Consider the following 18106-nt stretch of genomic DNA (forward strand, 5'->3'; position numbering starts at 1 on the left):
GCAGATGGAGATTCAATTATAACTATGAAAAAAAGCATTTATATACTGATCGTTTTCGCCGTTCTGGTGTCTTGCAATACCCCGGCTAAAAAAGCTAAAATAACACCTGCGGACACGTCAAAAGTGGTAACAGAAACTATCGAAGGCAATTTTGCAGGCGGTACTTTACTGCGGATTGATGACTTTCCATCCAATTATATTCCGCCGAGAAAAGTGGACATTTGGTTGCCAAAGGACTATTCTGAGAGTAAAAAATATGCCGTTTTGTATATGCACGACGGGCAGATGTTATTTGATAGTAATATCACTTGGAATAATGAAGAATGGAAGGTGGATGAGGTCTCTGCTAAATTGATGACCGATAGCATTACTAAGGATTTTATTGTGGTGGCACCGTTTAATATTAACGAGTTACGCCACAGCGAATACTTTCCTCAAAAACCATTTGAATCGCTTTCCAGATCGGTTCAGGATTCACTATTTGAAGAAGCACGATTGAACAATTTTAAATTGGATTCGGTTACTTCCAATAATTATTTAGGCTTTCTGGTGCATGAATTGAAGCCTTATGTAGATGCCAATTATTCGGTGTTGACCGATAGAGAAAACACAGTAGTAGCAGGTTCCAGTATGGGCGGCTTGATTTCGATGTACGCCGTTTGCGAGTATCCAGAAATTTTTGGAGGGGCCGCGTGCTTGTCCACCCATTGGCCGGGCGGGAATCCTAACGACAGTGATGTGTTGGCCGATACATTTTTTGAATACATGGAAGACCATGTGCCATCTTCAAAAACTCACAGATTTTATTTTGATTACGGCACAGAAACTATGGATAAATTCTATCCTAAATACGCGCCAACCGTCGACAGGATATTTAAGGATAAAGGATACGATACTTCCAATTTTAAGAATTTAAAGTTTGAAGGCGGTGAACATACCGAAGTCTCCTGGCAAAAACGACTGCACATTCCATTAACGTTTTTGTTAAAGAAGACTGAGTAAATTCAGATTTGAAGACCTCACAGGTTTTAAAAACCTGTGAGGTCTAGTTTAAAAAAAAATCACCCAAATTCCTTCCCTTATTTAAAGGGAAGGTAAATTTAATTCCCGTTAAGGAATTAAAGAAGGAAGGGTAAAACATATCAAATGAAACACTACATTTTAATAGCATTTCTTCTCACCATCACGCTCGGATTCTCCCAAAACCACAACCGGACTTTTCAATCCATCGCTTACAAAAACAACGTTTTGAAGATTAAAGTGAACGATGGCGTTTATAAAATTACCCCGTTTAGTGAGCATATCATGGAGACTACTTTTATTCCAGAAGGAGAAGTTTACAATGCCCAGTCGCATGCGGTGGTTTTAGAGCCAAAACCAATACAAGCTAAGTTGCTTAATGTTGGGGAATCGTATCAATTACGAACAGAAGGGATTACGGTAAATATCCAAAAACAACCGTTCCAAATCGCATACAGTTATAAAGGAAAACCCGTCATTTCTGAGAAAAAAGGCTATGTTAAAAATGATAGTTTAGAAACTATTCAATTCAATCTGACCAAGGATGAAGTTCTCTATGGTGGTGGTGCACGTGCTTTAGGCATGAATCGCCGTGGCCACCGATTGGAGCTTTATAACCGTGCACACTATGGTTATGAAACCCATTCGGAATTGATGAATTACACCATGCCAATTGTAATGTCCTCCAATACGTATATGGTCCATTTTGATAATGCACCTATCGGATTTTTAGATTTGGACAGCAACAAGGACAATACCTTAACTTATGAAACGATTTCGGGTAGAAAGACCTATCAGGTAATTGTTGGCGATACGTGGACCAATTTGATCGATAATTATACGGACTTAACAGGGAAACAGCCACTGCCGCCTCGTTGGGCTTTAGGTAATTTTTCCAGCCGATTTGGTTACCATTCGCAAAAAGAAGTAGAAGCCACTGTTCAAAAATTTAGAGACGAACAAATTCCGTTAGATGCCATCATCATCGATATTTTTTGGTTTGGAAAGGATATTCAAGGCCATATGGGGAATTTAGAATTTTTAAAAGATTCTTTTCCAAATCCCACCCAAATGATCAAAAATTTAAAATCTGATCATGTGAACACAATATTGGTTTCAGAACCTTTTGTACTGACCACGTCGAAACGTTGGGAAGAAGCCGTTGAAAAAGAAGTTTTGGCCACAGATTCAGTGGGCAAACCGTTTACTTACGATTTTTATTTCGGAAATACAGGACTGATCGATATCTACAATCCGAAAGGAAAAACTTGGTTTTGGGATATTTATAAAGGTCTGGCCGATATGGGGGTGACCGGCATTTGGGGCGATTTGGGCGAACCTGAAGTTCATCCTTCAGACTTATTTCACGCCACAGGAACTGCCGATGAGGTCCATAATACTTACGGCCACGATTGGGCAAGATTGATTGCAGAAGGTTATAAAGCCGATTTTCCTAACCAACGTCCTTTTATTTTAATGCGTGCTGGCTATTCTGGCTCCCAGCGTTTTGGTATGATTCCGTGGTCAGGCGATGTCAACAGAACTTGGGGCGGTTTACAAAGTCAACCGGAAATTGCTCTTCAAATGGGTATGCAAGGCTTAGGCTATATGCATTCTGACTTGGGCGGATTTGCGGGCAATCTCCAAGATCCTGAACTCTATACACGTTGGTTGCAATACGGCGTTTTCCAACCTATCTACCGTCCGCATGCGCAAGAAGATGTGCCTGCAGAACCTATTTTTTGGGATGAGCACACCAAAGCTTTGGCTAAAAAGGCGATAGAATTACGCTATAAACTACTGCCCTATAATTACCACTTGAGCTTTCAAAATCATAAAAATGGCACCCCATTAATGCGACCATTGTTTTTTGAAGAATCAGATAATCAAAATTTAGTTGATTATTCAGTAACCTATTTGTGGGGAGATGACCTGCTGATTTCTCCTGTTTTGAAAGCGGGTCAAACATCTCAAGAAGTGTACTTTCCTAAAGGTAGCAATTGGTTTGATTTTTATACGGATGCCATTTTTAAAGGAGGGATAACAAAAACCGTTGCGCTTAACACTGCTTCCATTCCGACATTCGTTCGTGGTGGTGCTTTTTTGTCAATGGCAAAACCAATGCAAAGCACTGCGGAGTATGACGCCACCAATTTAGAGGTGCATTACTATTTTGATGCTGAAGTTGAACAGAGTGATCGTGAAATGTATAATGATAACGGAGTAGCACCCAACACTTACAAAGGCGACGCTTATGAAATTGTAAAATTTGAATCGGCGTTTAAAAACGACATCTTAAAATTGTCTTTGAAAACGGAAGTAATGACCAATTATGATTCCAAAACGAAAAACGTGGAACTGATAGTTCATAACCTACAAAAGCAACCGAGATATCTAAAAATCAACGGCAAAAAAGTAAAGATTAATTGGGACGCAAACCTAAAAACAATTGTGGTGCCATTCGATCTAGATCCAACACAACCTATAGAAATAAAAATTAAACTTAAAAAATAGCCGGCATGAACTCCGTTAAATTACTCATTAGTATACTTTTTATCGCCCTAAGTTTTGGCTGTAGGGAGCAAACCATTCAAAAGAAAGAACCCAACGTGAACATGCCTGAAGTAAAAAATAAAGAGGTGGTTTATCAGGTTTTTACGCGTCTTTTCGGTAACACAAATACCACCAATAAACCGTGGGGAACGCTTAAAGAGAATGGCGTAGGAAAATTTAATGATTTTACTGATTTGGCGCTTAAGGAAATCAAAGATTTGGGTGTCACCCATATTTGGTATACTGGCGTGCCGCATCATGACGTTATTACAGACTACACCGCATTTGGTATATCGAATGATGATCCTGACGTAGTTAAAGGTCGCGCAGGTTCACCTTACGCTGTAAAAGATTATTATAATGTCAATCCTGATTTGGCAGTGAATCCTGAGAACAGATTACAAGAATTTGAAGCCTTGATTTCACGCACACATAGCGCTGGTCTTAAGGTTTTAATTGACATTGTGCCTAACCACGTTGCCAGAAATTACGAAGGTTTGACCAATCCAGAAGGGGTTAGAGATTTTGGTGCGGATGATGATGCATCAGTAATATATCAGGTAAATAATAATTTTTATTACAATCCGGGTGAGCGTTTTAAAGTGCCCATATGGAAAGATGCTTACCAGCCACTTGGTGGTGAAAAACATCCATTATCAGATGGTGAATTTGCTGAAAATCCCGCACTGTGGACTGGTAATGGTGCTAGAGCATCGCAGCCAGATATGAATGATTGGTATGAAACCGTAAAAATTAACTACGGCGTTTCCCCTGATGGTAAACATGATTTTGACAGTTTACCTGAGGATTATCATAACCAAGATTACAAGGCCCATTTTCAATTTTGGCAAGGGAGAAAGGTGCCAAACTCGTGGATGAAATTCAAGGATATTGCTTTGTATTGGGTTGAAAAAGGTGTCGATGGGTTTAGATATGATATGGCTGAAATGGTGCCTGTAGAGTTTTGGAGCTATTTAAACTCGGCTATAAAAATGAAAAATCCTAACGCTTTTTTATTGGCTGAAGTGTATCAACCGCATTTGTACAGAGCGTATATCAAAAAGGGTAAAATGGATTATTTATATGATAAAGTTCAGCTTTATGATACGATTAAGAGCATAATGCAAGGTCCGGGTAAAACAGATCATATTCCGCCAATTCAAGAAGAATTAGCAGATATTGAGCACCACATGCTTCACTTTTTGGAAAATCATGACGAGCAGCGTATTGCAAGTCCTGATTTTGCTGGGAATGCACTTAAAGGAAAACCTGCCATGGTAGTGTCAACTACTATTAGTACCGCTCCAACTTTGGTGTATTTTGGACAAGAACTTGGTGAACCAGGGGCGGAAAATGCAGGCTATGGTAAGCCATCGCGGACGTCTATTTTTGATTATATTGGCGTGCCAAGCTACCAGCGTTGGGTAAATAATAAAGCATTTGATGGCGGACAGTCTACTGATGCTGAAAAGTCATTGCGCGATTTTTATAAACGTTTGCTCAATTTCACCATCAACAGCCCTGCGTTGGCTGCAAATTATCAAGATTTACACACCTATAACCGTCAAAACACTGAAAACTATACCGATAAAACCTTAGCATTTGCCCGTTGGAGTCCTGAGGAAAAATTAATTGTGGTTTCAAATTTTGATGCTGATACGGAACAAGCATTTGAATTAAAAGTTCCTGCTGACCTCATTAAAGCTTGGAACTTAGAGGACGGCAAGTATCAATTTACGGACGGACTGTATAAGACTTATACATCGGAGCTGCATGTAAGTCAGGGCGAAGGCCGTATTAATATTCTACTAAAACCTCTAGAATCATTTATCTTAAAATTACAATAATCATGAAATCGTGTATAAGTTTTTTTATAATACTATTTTGCTTTTTCGGATGTAAAGAAGAAAGAAAGGATATGGCAAACACTACAGATCAAAATGCTACAATCAACACCCCATTTGTTTGGGAAGGCGCCAACTTATATTTTTTACTGACCGATCGGTTTCATAATGGCGATAGTTCGAACGATGTAAATTTTGATCGGACACAGGAAGCCGGGAAGTTGAGAGGATTTGAAGGTGGCGACTTAAAAGGCATCACCCAAAAAATTGAAGAAGGTTATTTTTCGGACCTTGGTGTCAATGCCATTTGGATGACGCCTATCGTGGAGCAAATCCACGGTGGTACTGATGAAGGTACGGGTGTTACCTACGGATTTCACGGGTATTGGACCAAAGATTGGACGGCAATTGATCCTAATTTTGGAACAAACGAAGATTTAAAGGCTTTGGTAGATGCGGCGCATAGTAAAGGAATTCGGGTGGTGTTGGACGCGGTAATTAATCATACCGGGCCTGTCACGTCTGTAGATTCTGTTTGGCCAGACGAATGGGTGCGTACAGATCCCACATGCGATTATAGCTCGTACGATGCAACAATTTCCTGTACGCTAGTTAAAAATTTGCCCGACATCAAAACGGAAAGTAATGACCACGTGGAGTTGCCCCCACAACTTGTGGAAAAATGGAAAGCAGAAGGACGTTATGATCAAGAGGTAGCAGAATTGGATGCGTTTTTTGAACGTACTGGGCATCCTAGAGCGCCACGATTTTATATCATGAAATGGCTTACGGATTATATTACGGAATTTGGTATTGATGGCTATCGCGTAGATACTGTTAAGCATACTGAGGAATCTGTTTGGCAAGAATTTAAAGTAGAATGTGATTATGCCTTTAATCAATGGAAAGCCAATAATCCAGAAGCGGTATTAGATGCCAATGCTTTTTATTTGGTTGGGGAAGTTTATGGCTATGGCGTATCCTCTGGAAAAGCTTATGAATTAGGCGGAAAACACATCAATTATTTTGATAAGGCTTTCAACAGTTTGATTAATTTTGAGTTCAAATATGATGCAGGGCAATTAAGCTATGAACAACTATTTAAGAAATATACGGATGCTCTTCAAAGTCCTTTAAAAGGGTATGGTATCTTGAATTACTTATCGTCTCATGATGATGGTCAACCGTTTGATGCCAACAGAGAAAAGCCTTTTGAAACCGCTACCAAGTTGTTATTAGCGCCGGGAACAACACAAGTGTATTATGGTGATGAATCTGCAAGATCTATGGTGATAGAAGGTACGGTTGGAGATGCGACCTTACGTTCATTTATGAATTGGGAAAGTATCAATACTGAAGATCAAACAAAAAATGTTTTAGAACATTGGCAGAAATTGGGACAGTTCAGAAGAAATCACCCTGCTATTGGTGCAGGTGTCCATCAAATGATCAGCGAAAGTCCTTATGTTTTCAGCAGAAGGTATCAGAAAGATGATTTTGAAGATGTCGTTGTAGTAGGACTTGATTTGATTATAGGAACAAAAACCTTAGACGTTTCGGGTGTATTTGACGAAGGTGCAACAGTGTATGATGCGTATTCTAACCAAAAGGCAAAAGTGATTGACGGTCGCGTTCAAATAGATTCAGCATATGACATTGTCTTATTAGAATCGAAATAACTCGCCTTGTCAGTTCGAGTGTTTTCAAATCTGTCGCGGGAGCGACAGATTTAAAAATGTATCGAGAACCGCAGTGTTTCAAAATTTGTCGCGGTGGCGAGAGCCTATAAAATGTCTCGAAAACCGCAGTGTTTTCATAATGGGATAATCGAAGATTATATAATAACTATCGGGAGATATTAAGAACCTTAAATCAAAATTTTCAAATTTTTGCACGCTTCTCGATACTATTTTCAATCACTACCGTGCTTGAAAATCACTCGAAGTGACAATGTGCATCGCTTGTCAGTTCGAGTGTTTTAAATACTGTCGCGCTAGCGTCAGCATTTAAAATGTATCGAGAACCGCAGTGTTTTAAAAATTGCTGAGTTAGCGAGAGCCTTTAAAATGTATCGAGAACCGCAGTGTTTTAAAAATTGTCGCGGTGGCGAGAGCCTAAAAATGTATCGAGAACCGCAGTGTTTCTGAATTTTCATCGATATTGTACTAAGAACCTTGCATCACTAAATTTTTAGTTTTTGCACGCTTCTCGATACAATTTTCAATCACTACCGTGCTTGAAAATCACTCGAAGTGACATTTCCAATCCCAAAAGATTTCTTCTTAAAAAAAACTAGAATCGTGACGACGATCTTAATCGTCACGATTCTTTTTTTATACCCTATTCAAAAAATCGTAAATTTGAATATATTGATACCCTATGACAAATATTAATGCGCATATTGAATTGCCACTTTTAATAAAGATAAGTTTTGAGAAACTCCTAAATTACTATGAGCAACTCGCCGAAAGCAAGGATCCATTTTTGGCGGCAAAAGCACAGCGCGTTTTGGAAGCGGGAAATGCAGCTCCAGAACTTAGGGAGGGCTTTGAGAATGCCGATTTGCTCTATACCTATCAGAAGGAAATCAGTATTATTTTAGAGGATTCCTTTAATGACTTACTTACTAAAAACGAAATCAAAACGGCTTCAGTGGTGCTTCATAGCTTGATTTTTAACGCTTCTAAAAGATTCAAAACAATTATTGAAAATGCCGGAGATGATTTTGAATTAGAGATTACCAATCAGCCGCAAGATGATATGTATAGAGAGGCTTGTGCCATTATCCTAAAATTTCATTATGGATATAATATCAATTTTAGGCGCTCATTTTTTTATGAAATCCCTGACACCAACGGCATTTTAAGAACTTACAAAATTTTGTACAATGCAGATTTTGTAGATATTCTAAAAACAGAAAATGCACCAGAAATAACCGATGCCGATTATGAATTGTTGTTGGAAAGCTACGATGACATGGCCTTATGGAAATCGAAATTCCCGCCACAAAGTTATATTTTTAAAGGTTTCACCATAAATAATATATTTGATGTGACGGAAGATCGGTCTATCTCAGAGATCAAATCCAGTTTGTTATCATCACCAAGTAATCAGAAGCATAAATTTACTGAGGATTTTAAACATTTATTTGAATCCTTGTTAAGTCTTAAAGATGTAAAAGTTGGATTTGTAGCCTTTAATCAATCTGAAGAGCAATTTGAACGCATTGCGGGTGATGGGATAGAGAGTTTTTTACTTTTTAATCAAGATGTCGGGTCGTGTAAAACCTTACTTTGTGAAGCGTCCTATAAAGCGCTCATCACTGAAAATGCTTATTTTTCCATCCCTGATGTTGAGAAATATTACCTACTTTCCAATGGGGAAGCACAGTATAAAACCTTGCACGACCACGGCATAAAAAGTGCAGTTTTGGCACCTATTGCCAGCAACGGCGAACTGTTGGGCGTTTTGGAAGTAGTTTCGACTAAAGTGCATGCGTTAAACAGCATTAATGCCAATATTTTAATTGATGTGATGCCCTTTATCGTGGCCTCAGTATTACGAGCCAAAGAAGGCGAAGAAAACTTAATTGAAGCTGTCATTCAGCAAGAATGCACTTCTATCCATCCCAGCGTACGGTGGAAGTTTGAAAAGGAAGCTCGTATTTTTCTCGATAAAAGGCGAACAGAGGCTCATAATGTCTCCTTTGGTGAAATTGCCTTTACAGACGTTTATCCCTTATTTGGTCAGATTGATGTAAAAGGTTCTTCAAATGCTAGAAATCTAGCCACCCGAAAGGACTTAGCCCTGCAAATAAGCTTGGTGAGAAAACTTTTGGCGACGGTATCAGAAACGGAAGGATTGCCAATTTATGAACAGCTCAACTATCAAATGGATGCGCTTTCGCAACAAATGGAAGATCATTTTAAGGTGGATACCGAGCAGGAAATTGTTAAATTTTTTGAAAACGAAATCCATCCCTTGTTTGAATTTATGAAAACTAAGAACGGTGCTATTGCAGATGCCGTAGAAGATTATTTTAAAAAAATAAATGAGAAATTAGGTCTGATATATTACTACCGTAAAAACTACGACGACACGATTGCATTGATCAATAAAAAAATGTCATTTGTTATAGATCAAAAACAAGTGGATGCCCAAAATATGTATCCGCATTATTTTGAACGCTATAAAACTGATGGCGTTGAACATAATATGTATATCGGTGAGTCTATCACCAAACACCAAAGTTTTAATGAAGTGTATTTGTATAATTTAAGATTATGGCAGCTTCAGGTCATGGCAGAAATGGAGAATGAATTTTACAAAAATCAGCACGAATTTCCAGCCACGGTTGATGTCGCGTCGATGATTTTAGTTTACCACCAGCCGTTATCCATTCACTTCAGAATGGACGAAAAACAATTTGATGTTGATGGCACCTACAATGCGCGTTATGAAGTTGTAAAGAAACGCGTAGACAAGGCTTTAATTAAAGATACTGATGAACGCGTTACTACCAAGGGGAAATTGACCATTATTTATTCCCAAAAGGAAGATGAAGAAGCCTACCTTAATTATATCAAGTTTTTACAATTCAAAAAAGTGTTCGACTCGGAAGTCGAGCTTTTGGAATTGGAAGAATTGCAGGGAGTCACAGGGCTAAAAGCCATACGTGTACCTATCTTATATCATAAGGATAAAGATTCAGCTGGCCAACACTACTACACTTATGAGGATCTTATGAGTGAAGTCAAGTCCTAAACGAAGTAATCGTGAGAATGGTTAGCTTCGGGCTGAATGATTAGCATTGCTTTCTCTTCAGATTTTAAGACTTCATCAATATTTGCCGTTGGTGAAAATTTAAAGGACACCGCAAAAGCAATGACCGAGATAATCATTCCCGTCATAAACACAGTATATGTAACTCTCAAGATGCGGTATTTTCTATCCAAAACTTTACCTAAGAAATACAAATCTTTCGTGAGTGAACTATATACATAGTCTTTGTCCTTTAAAAGTTCGTTGATGGCCCATTCAAAATCTTCCAACTTCATTTTATGAAAATTTCCAAAGAAAGTTAAATTGACTTTTTGATTCTCAACATCTTCCTTGGTAAACTCACCACTAGTAATGTTAGGACGTGTGGCAACGATGGATAAAATCATTGAAGTGATGCTCGAAAGCATTAAAATAATGGTAGGAACAATCAAGAATTGATTGGCCGGGTTGTCAAATTTCGCAAACAGGGTAGAAAGCATCAACGAAATAATGATGGCATTTACCGAGAGCAAAATATTTGCTTTGGTATCCGCAATATCGCTCAATTTGATATGGTTTCGAAGTGCCGTTCTGTAAAAAGATTGAATCGCGCGCTCCGGACTGGCATCCTTTGCTTTCGCTTTTAATTGCGCCTTCATTTTTTCTTTCTGACGCCTCTTCTTTTCTTTCTTATTGGATTGAATTAAATCCGCTAAGTTGTCTTCTTTTTGAACCTGCCAATTTTTTAAGGCATAATCCGTGTAGAATTGATGTTTTTGAGAAAGTACTTCTATATTTTCTTTAAGCCATTCTGAAGGAGAATAGGTGCGGACATTCTGTAATTCAAGTTCCTTTCTTAAAAATTCACTGGCTTCATTAAAATAGGATTTTCCAAAGTGTGAGGCATCGGCATCTCGGATAATTTTTGCCAATTCATTTTGAGGCGTATCTTTAAATTTCGTCGCCATGATGCATTGGTTAACCGCATCGATAATCGTTTGATCTACATCTTGTTGTTGTAAAAAGGTAGTCGCAATGCGCACACTTTCTTCTTCATGGCCATCTCTAATTTTGGTATAGCCTGTATCGTGAAGCAAGGCAGCAAGCTGTAATATGGTCGCTTCCTCAGTGCTGATATCTGAATTTTGAATGATTTCATTCGTGCTTTTTAAAACCCTCTTTGTATGCGTAAAATTATGATAAAGAAAAGTGTTAGGTAATTCTTCCTTAAAAAGATTGAATACAAATTCTTCAGTTTTTTTGATGATATCAGTCATAAAATGTCTTGTAAAGTTGGTGACACAAATTACTAAAAAATAAATGAAGTAAATGAACACATTGACGAGTATTTGTAATGCAAAACGTTAAAATCCGTCCAACTACCTGTTATAATTTTTAACTTTAAGAAAAATTTGAGAACGTTATGCTTAGATGGAAAAATGTGATGGATTTTGCCGTTAACGGAAATCCGGAACCCGATAGAAGAGTAGAAAAAACGGACGCTGAGTGGCGTGCGCAATTAACCCCAGAACAATTCAAGATTGCTCGCGGCAAAGGCACGGAAGCTCCAGGAACTGGTGCACTTTGTAGCGTTTATGAAGAAGGTCAGTACAATTGTGTGTGTTGTGATACTCCCTTATTTGATTCGACCATAAAATTTAAATCCAGCTCAGGTTGGCCAAGCTTTACACAGCCCATCAAGGAAAATGCAATTAAATATGAAAAGGATACCGCATTTGGGATGGTGCGGGTGGAAGTGATGTGCAATGTGTGCGACGGACATTTAGGGCATGTATTTCCTGATGGACCAGAACCAAGTGGATTGCGCTATTGCGTTAATTCAGAATCGATGACTATGGACACTTCCAAAAAAATAGTGTAGTTTTATGGAGCAAGCGATGTCAGATATCCCAATGGAAACAATGTTTGTGGGCGGTGGCTGTTTCTGGTGTGTTGAAGCGGTTTTTAATGAGCTTAAAGGCGTTACCAAAGTTGTGTCAGGGTACATGGGCGGGACGGTACCGGGAACGCCAACCTACCGCGAAGTCTGTTCTGGTTTAACCGGACATGCTGAAGTGGTTGAAGTGACCTTTGACCCGACACTAATTTCTTATGAAGATCTACTAGTTGTCTTTATGACTAGTCACGATCCAACCACCTTAAATAAGCAGGGAGGCGATGTGGGCACCCAATATCGTTCTGTTGTTTTTTACAAAGACGCAGAGCAAAAAGGCATTGCTGAGTTAGTGGCTGAAGAGATTGCGCCTTATTATGACGATCCTATCGTGACCGAAATCAGTCCTGCGGAAAAGTTTCATGAAGCCGTTGAAGAGCATCAAAATTACTACAGCAATAATATTACCGAACGCTATTGTAGCCTCGTCATTTCTCCAAAATTGGAGAAATTACGTCAAATGCATGCTGACAAAATAAAAAGTGTAACTAAAATCAAAACAAATATGGAAGTAATTCATAATAAAGAGCAACAGCAATTTACCATGGAAGTAGATGGCGAAACCGCAAAAATAGATTATAAGATGCAAGACGGAAAGATGCATTTGGTGTATAGTGAAGTACCGTTTAATATTCGCGGCCAAGGCATCGGGAAAATCCTTGTAGAAAAAACTTTTGAAAAACTCACCACTGAAGGATATCAGGCAGTAGCCGTTTGTGGCTACATCAAATCAGTAGCTAAAGGCAGTGAAGAATGGAATGAGATCATAGGCTAAACAGTCATTTTACAACACATGAAATTAAACTTAAATAATAAATTCACCACACAATTACCTTCAGATCCCAATCTTGAAAACTCAAGGCGTCAGGTAACGGAAGCTTGCTTTTCCTTTGTTACCCCAAAAAAAACTTCAAATCCTGAATTGGTGCATGTGTCCCAAGACATGCTTCATGCTTTAGGATTTACTCAAGAGGATGCAGCTACTCAAGAATTCTTAGAAGTCGTTACAGGAAATAAGGTTTTAGAGACTACGACACCTTATGCCATGTGTTACGCGGGACATCAATTTGGAAATTGGGCAGGACAGTTGGGAGACGGCCGGGCGATTAATTTATTTGAGGTAACCCATGACGATAAAAATTGGGTGGTTCAGCTAAAGGGCGCTGGAGAAACACCATATTCCCGCTCTGCTGATGGTTTGGCCGTATTGCGATCTTCCATTAGAGAATATTTGTGTAGTGAAGCCATGTACCATTTAGGAGTACCCACCACCAGGGCTTTATCCTTGGCATTAACAGGAGATCGAGTGTTGCGCGATGTCATGTACAACGGAAATCCGGAATACGAAAAAGGTGCAATTGTGAGTCGGGTATCACCCAGTTTTTTAAGGTTTGGCAGTTACGAAATTTTCGCAGCACGTCAGGATCATAAAAATTTAAAAGTTTTGGTCGATTTTACCATAAGAGAACATTTCCCACACTTAGGAGCGCCTTCCAGAGAAACTTACATTCAATTTTTTGCTGAGGTGTGCGCCCGCACGCTCGAGATGATTATCCATTGGCAACGCGTTGGCTTTGTACACGGCGTGATGAATACGGATAATATGTCCATTCTTGGGCTGACTATAGATTATGGACCATATGGCTGGCTCGAAGGTTTTGAATACGGATGGACTCCAAATACCACTGATAATCAACATAAGCGTTACCGCTATGGCAACCAACCCAATATTGGACTTTGGAATTTGTACCAACTCGCCAATGCCTTGTACCCATTAATTGAGGATGCTAAAGCAATGGAAACCATATTGGAAACTTACACCACCAATTTTGAAATACAATCCTTCGCGATGATGCGGGGCAAGTTGGGGTTGCAATCAGATAATGCGTCTGATGTAACGCTAATTCAAGCTTTGGAAGATGCCTTGCAATTGACCGAAACGGATATGACCATTTTTTTTAGAAAATTGAGCGGTTTTAAACCAGATCAACCTTCTGAAGGTTTGCTTTTGGTTACCGATGCGTTTTATGAACTAACCCAAGTTTCTGACAAAATCAGAGCCCAATGGAACGCTTGGTTTGAACGCTATGCTGAACGCTTATTAGCGGAATCTGTTTCAAATTCAGAGCGGGCAGAACACATGAACACCGTCAATCCTAAATACGTATTGCGCAATTATATGGCACAACTCGCCATTGATGCTGCAGATAAAGGTGATTATAAACTCATTGATGAGTTGTTTCAAATGTTGAAAAAACCGTATGATGAACAGCCTCAGTATGAGCGATGGTTTGCAAAACGACCGGAATGGGCCCGCGACAAAGTAGGATGCAGCATGTTGTCCTGCAGTTCATAAGGGGTCTGCGTACATGCCACCATTAAAGTCAACAAAAATATTGAATTTAATTACAGACTAATTTATAAAAATATACAAATGAACACTTATAAAAAAGCATATATAGCCGGCGGATGTTTCTGGGGGATGGAAGATCTTTTCAGAGGCCGTCCAGGAATTAAAGACACAGAAGTAGGATATATTGGTGGAGAAAATGAGCACCCAACCTACAGCGACCATCCGGGACATGCGGAGGGGATTGAAATTACTTACGATCCTGAAACAACATCATTTAAGCAAATTTTAGATTATTTTTTCAGGATTCACAATCCCACCACCGTTGATCGTCAAGGTAATGATGTTGGATCAAGTTACCGTTCTGCCATATTTTTTCAAAATGATGAAGAAAAAGCTGAAGCTGAGGACGTCATCAGCATTGTGAATGCCTCTCATAAATGGGATGGCAAAGTAGCGACCACCTTAGAGCCGTATTCTACCTTTTGGGTGGCGGAACCTGAGCATCAAGATTATTTAGTTAAAAAGCCAAATGGGTATACGTGTCATTTTGAGAGATTTGATCAGCCTTTTATTTGATATTCTAATTAAAAGGGCTTCTATTTGTTAAATGAGCTTAAAAAAGCCCATTAAATATACATGTAATAAAACCTTGTTATAACGTATGCGCAAATTTTTTATGTTAATGGTTCTTTGCAACATCGGTTTTTTAAATGCACAACAACAAGTCGCAAATCCTCCAGGAACTATTAAGCTGAATGATAGTGTTTACATTGATGCTATTCCTGTATCGAATTTAATGTTTGAAGAGTATCTCGTGGTGAAAATGGAGTTAGATGCAAAGGGCTATGCCTCATTTCAAAAATATGCAGAAAACACACCTGATACCGAAATAATAAAGAAATTTCCCATAAATTATATAATACCAAATTTGACTTTGTTATATCAGCATTCTCCTGCATTACTTAAACTTGGTTATGACAACAACTTTCGTTTTAGTGAGCATCCGGTTTTAAATGTACCAAAAATACTTGCCACTGATTTTTGTAATTGGAGGACGGAAATGGTTGCTTATTTATGGCAAAATAATGGTTTTGATTCTGCTCTTGCAGAAATGTCAGATAAAATAAGCTATCGATTAGCAACTAAAACTGAACTTATAGAAGCCTTTGATTTCTTCTCAGAATCAAAATCAACAGTTGATTTTAAAAGAAAATTATTTAAAATAAAAAAAGACGATATCGCTGATAAATATACGCGATTTCCTATTCAGGAAATGACGTTATCCGATGAAGTATATCAAGATGATTCAGGGTATCAGTATACAGGTTTTAGATGTGTATGTGAGGTGAAGCGCTAATTATACAATACACTAAACTGTGCTTTTCTCAGCTTTAGATGGTTGCTTATAAATAGTGTTGTATTTTAGAAGTGATATAAAAAGCGAAGTTATGAAAGCCATTTGGAACAATACCATTTTAGCAGAAAGTGATGCGACTGTCGTGATAGAAAACAATCATTATTTTCCCCACAGCAGCCTCTTTAAAGACTATTTTAAAAAAAGTGAAACCCAGAGCACCTGTCCTTGGAAAGGTGTCGCATCCTATTATACCATAGAAGTTGATGGGAAGCAAAATAAAGATGCCGCTTGGTTTTATCCTGAGGTTTCTGAGAATGCTATAACCATCAAAAACCATGTTGCTTTTTGGAAAGGTATTGACATCCAGCCGTAATGATTTCTCAAACCTCAAAAATCGGATTTGGCGGCGGCTGTCACTGGTGTACGGAAGCCGTATTCCAATCGGTAAAAGGTGTGGCATTGGTAGAACAAGGTTTTGTGGCTTCCACCAATACTGATAGTGGCCTTTCTGAAGCTGTTATCGTTCATTTTAATGGTAAATGCGTTACGCTAAACACTTTGATTGAGATACATTTGCTTACCCATAACAGTAAATCTGACCATTCCATGAGGGGGAAATACCGTTCTGCTATTTACACTTTTGACACTGTTCAGCATAAAAGAGTAGAGGAGATAATGGACGTATTCCAAAATGAGCATGACTACAAATTCATCACCCGGGTTTTACCGTTTCAGTTTTTTGAACCCTCTCGAGAAGAGATCACCAATTACTATTATAAGAATCCTTGGAAACCGTTTTGTGAAACCTACATCAATCCAAAACTTAAATTACTTTTAGAGGAGTTTTCAGAATTTGTTGACCACGAGAAAACGAGTCATTTAAAAGCTTAAAAAAAAACGTATCATGCAAAGCACTAAACTTAATATAAAAAATTCTAAAGGCTTACAATTGCAAGCGTATTTGGAAATTCCTGCCAATCAGAAGCCTCATAATTATGTTATTTTTGCCCACTGTTTTACCTGTAGTAGTTCTTTAAAACCAGTTAAAAATATCAGTAGGGCTTTAACTACACATGGTTTTGCGGTAGTCCGCTTTGATTTTACGGGCTTGGGAAGAAGTGAAGGTGAATTTGCTGACAGTCATTTCTCGGCAAATGTGGAGGATCTATTGGCGGTTAATGCCTATATGGCTGAACATTTTGAAGCACCATCCTTATTGGTGGGTCACTCTTTGGGTGGTGCCGCAGTGATTGTGGCCGCATCACAGCTTGACACAGTAAAAGCGGTCGCTACTATTGGGGCTCCCGCAACTACAGAGCATGTGAAGCGTCATTTTTCGCACCAATTTGATGAAATTGCTGAAAAGGGCGATGTTGAAGTGAATATTGGTGGACGTCCATTTAAAATCAATCAAGAGTTTGTAGAAGATTTTGATAAAACTGATTTGCCTGAAATTACCAAACAACTTCGCAAACCTATTCTGATCATGCATGCCCCCTTTGACAAAACTGTGGGAATTGACAATGCCCAACAGTTATTTGTAAATGCCTTCCATCCCAAAAGTTTTATCAGTCTTAATGATGCCGATCATTTATTATTGAAGGAAAAGGATAGTATGTATGTGGGCAACATGATTGGAGCGTGGGTACAACGCTATTTTGACACTCATGACAACAAGATTTTGGACACTGAAGATCAGCAATTGGTCGCCCATTTAAATTTAAAAGAAGATAATTTTACAACCTTCATTCAAACTAAGAATCATAATTTTGTTGCTGATGAACCTGTTTCTTTTGGGGGCGATGATTTTGGACCATCACCTTACGATTTTTTAAGCGCCGGATTGGCTGCTTGTACAGCCATGACTTTAAAACTCTATGCTGAACGAAAGGAATGGGATTTACAGGAAGTGTTTGTGTACATCACCTATTCTAAAAAACATAGTGAAGATTTAATGCAAGGTCGAGAGAAACCAACGCGGTTTGATCATCTTTTAAAGAAGCTCAAATTTGTTGGAGAATTGGATGAAACCAAAAAAGCGAAATTGGCCGAGATTGCGTCCAAATGCCCGGTACATAAAACCCTGTTAAATGATATTGTTATAGACACAGAAGTCATCGCATAAATAATACAGTTGTTCCGTTCGAGTTGTGACGATAATAAAATACATTTGTAAATAGTACCATAAGAACGATTCTTTCAAAAAATTTAATTTAAAAAAGTGGACAGTTAGCTCATTTAAAAAAGAAGCCATTGAACACGCC

At 38.6% G+C, this 18106-nt stretch carries 14 protein-coding genes and 1 pseudogene; 14 read left to right on the forward strand and 1 reads right to left on the reverse strand.

Translation table 11 applies throughout. The annotated features are described in order from the left end of the window. Positions 1 to 24 precede the first annotated feature (24 nt). The 5 genes from ES711_RS04335 to ES711_RS04355 all read left to right on the forward strand — a co-directional run bounded on the left by ES711_RS04335 (position 25) and on the right by ES711_RS04355 (position 10181). Complete coding sequence (locus ES711_RS04335) at positions 25 to 1002, forward strand: alpha/beta hydrolase (RefSeq protein WP_146890536.1); 978 nt, start codon at positions 25 to 27, stop codon at positions 1000 to 1002. A 144-nt stretch (positions 1003 to 1146) separates the two neighbouring features. Next, a complete protein-coding gene (locus ES711_RS04340; protein WP_146890538.1) occupies positions 1147 to 3534 on the forward strand; it encodes a glycoside hydrolase family 31 protein in 2388 nt (795 codons plus the stop codon). A 5-nt stretch (positions 3535 to 3539) separates the two neighbouring features. Further along, complete coding sequence (locus ES711_RS04345; RefSeq protein ID WP_146890541.1) at positions 3540 to 5420, forward strand: alpha-amylase family glycosyl hydrolase; 1881 nt, start codon at positions 3540 to 3542, stop codon at positions 5418 to 5420. 2 nt (positions 5421 to 5422) lie between these two features. Beyond that, positions 5423 to 7096 carry an alpha-amylase family glycosyl hydrolase gene (locus ES711_RS04350; protein ID WP_146890543.1) on the forward strand — a complete coding sequence of 558 codons (1674 nt, stop codon included), beginning with the start codon at positions 5423 to 5425 and terminating at the stop codon, positions 7094 to 7096. 700 nt (positions 7097 to 7796) lie between these two features. Beyond that, on the forward strand, positions 7797 to 10181 hold the full coding sequence (locus tag ES711_RS04355) for a GAF domain-containing protein (RefSeq protein WP_146890546.1): 2385 nt from the start codon (positions 7797 to 7799) through the stop codon (positions 10179 to 10181). On the opposite strand, the gene ES711_RS04360 is transcribed toward ES711_RS04355, so the two are convergent. Further along, complete coding sequence (locus ES711_RS04360) at positions 10178 to 11455, reverse strand: Pycsar system effector family protein (protein WP_146890549.1); 1278 nt, start codon at positions 11453 to 11455, stop codon at positions 10178 to 10180. The two genes, ES711_RS04355 and ES711_RS04360, sit on opposite strands and share 4 nt — an antisense overlap. Before the next feature lie 146 nt (positions 11456 to 11601). Between ES711_RS04360 and msrB the strand changes: the two genes are divergently transcribed. The 9 genes and pseudogenes from msrB (at position 11602) to ES711_RS04400 (ending at position 17967) form a co-directional block, all read left to right on the forward strand. Continuing rightward, positions 11602 to 12060, forward strand: a complete 459-nt coding sequence (gene msrB, locus ES711_RS04365; protein WP_146890551.1) for a peptide-methionine (R)-S-oxide reductase MsrB — start codon at positions 11602 to 11604, stop codon at positions 12058 to 12060. 16 nt (positions 12061 to 12076) lie between these two features. Continuing rightward, positions 12077 to 12616, forward strand: a pseudogene (msrA, locus tag ES711_RS16460) (peptide-methionine (S)-S-oxide reductase MsrA); the annotation flags it as partial. A 60-nt stretch (positions 12617 to 12676) separates the two neighbouring features. Then, positions 12677 to 12907, forward strand: a complete 231-nt coding sequence (locus ES711_RS16465) for a GNAT family N-acetyltransferase (RefSeq protein ID WP_262713416.1) — start codon at positions 12677 to 12679, stop codon at positions 12905 to 12907. 18 nt (positions 12908 to 12925) lie between these two features. After that, positions 12926 to 14488 (forward strand): protein adenylyltransferase SelO, encoded by a 1563-nt coding sequence (locus tag ES711_RS04375; protein WP_146890554.1) that lies wholly within the window; start codon positions 12926 to 12928, stop codon positions 14486 to 14488. 78 nt (positions 14489 to 14566) lie between these two features. Next, positions 14567 to 15061, forward strand: coding sequence for a peptide-methionine (S)-S-oxide reductase MsrA (msrA, locus tag ES711_RS04380; protein WP_146890557.1), 495 nt, complete (start codon positions 14567 to 14569; stop codon positions 15059 to 15061). 85 nt (positions 15062 to 15146) lie between these two features. Next, on the forward strand, positions 15147 to 15842 hold the full coding sequence (locus ES711_RS04385) for a hypothetical protein (protein WP_146890560.1): 696 nt from the start codon (positions 15147 to 15149) through the stop codon (positions 15840 to 15842). A gap of 91 nt (positions 15843 to 15933) precedes the next feature. Continuing rightward, complete coding sequence (locus tag ES711_RS04390; protein ID WP_146890563.1) at positions 15934 to 16215, forward strand: DUF427 domain-containing protein; 282 nt, start codon at positions 15934 to 15936, stop codon at positions 16213 to 16215. After that, positions 16215 to 16733 carry a peptide-methionine (S)-S-oxide reductase gene (locus tag ES711_RS04395; RefSeq protein WP_146890566.1) on the forward strand — a complete coding sequence of 173 codons (519 nt, stop codon included), beginning with the start codon at positions 16215 to 16217 and terminating at the stop codon, positions 16731 to 16733. Before ES711_RS04390 ends, ES711_RS04395 begins: the two co-directional genes overlap by 1 nt. 13 nt (positions 16734 to 16746) lie before the next feature. After that, complete coding sequence (locus ES711_RS04400; RefSeq protein WP_146890568.1) at positions 16747 to 17967, forward strand: bifunctional alpha/beta hydrolase/OsmC family protein; 1221 nt, start codon at positions 16747 to 16749, stop codon at positions 17965 to 17967. Positions 17968 to 18106: the final 139 nt, after the last annotated feature.

It is taken from the genome of Gelidibacter salicanalis, assembly GCF_007997285.1.
Classification (GTDB): Bacteria; Bacteroidota; Bacteroidia; order Flavobacteriales; family Flavobacteriaceae; genus Gelidibacter; species Gelidibacter salicanalis.

Excerpts from the sequence above, each read along its gene's own strand:
- ES711_RS04335 (WP_146890536.1), top strand. The coding sequence starts at position 25 with ATGAAAAAAAGCATTTATATACTGATCGTTTTCGCCGTTCTGGTGTCT.
- ES711_RS04340 (WP_146890538.1), top strand. The coding sequence starts at position 1,147 with ATGAAACACTACATTTTAATAGCATTTCTTCTCACCATCACGCTCGGA.
- ES711_RS04345 (WP_146890541.1), top strand. The coding sequence starts at position 3,540 with ATGAACTCCGTTAAATTACTCATTAGTATACTTTTTATCGCCCTAAGT.
- ES711_RS04350 (WP_146890543.1), top strand. The coding sequence starts at position 5,423 with ATGAAATCGTGTATAAGTTTTTTTATAATACTATTTTGCTTTTTCGGA.
- ES711_RS04355 (WP_146890546.1), top strand. The coding sequence starts at position 7,797 with ATGACAAATATTAATGCGCATATTGAATTGCCACTTTTAATAAAGATA.
- ES711_RS04360 (WP_146890549.1), bottom strand. The coding sequence starts at position 11,455 with ATGACTGATATCATCAAAAAAACTGAAGAATTTGTATTCAATCTTTTT.
- msrB (WP_146890551.1), top strand. The coding sequence starts at position 11,602 with ATGCTTAGATGGAAAAATGTGATGGATTTTGCCGTTAACGGAAATCCG.
- ES711_RS16465 (WP_262713416.1), top strand. The coding sequence starts at position 12,677 with ATGGAAGTAGATGGCGAAACCGCAAAAATAGATTATAAGATGCAAGAC.
- ES711_RS04375 (WP_146890554.1), top strand. The coding sequence starts at position 12,926 with ATGAAATTAAACTTAAATAATAAATTCACCACACAATTACCTTCAGAT.
- msrA (WP_146890557.1), top strand. The coding sequence starts at position 14,567 with ATGAACACTTATAAAAAAGCATATATAGCCGGCGGATGTTTCTGGGGG.
- ES711_RS04385 (WP_146890560.1), top strand. The coding sequence starts at position 15,147 with ATGCGCAAATTTTTTATGTTAATGGTTCTTTGCAACATCGGTTTTTTA.
- ES711_RS04390 (WP_146890563.1), top strand. The coding sequence starts at position 15,934 with ATGAAAGCCATTTGGAACAATACCATTTTAGCAGAAAGTGATGCGACT.
- ES711_RS04395 (WP_146890566.1), top strand. The coding sequence starts at position 16,215 with ATGATTTCTCAAACCTCAAAAATCGGATTTGGCGGCGGCTGTCACTGG.
- ES711_RS04400 (WP_146890568.1), top strand. The coding sequence starts at position 16,747 with ATGCAAAGCACTAAACTTAATATAAAAAATTCTAAAGGCTTACAATTG.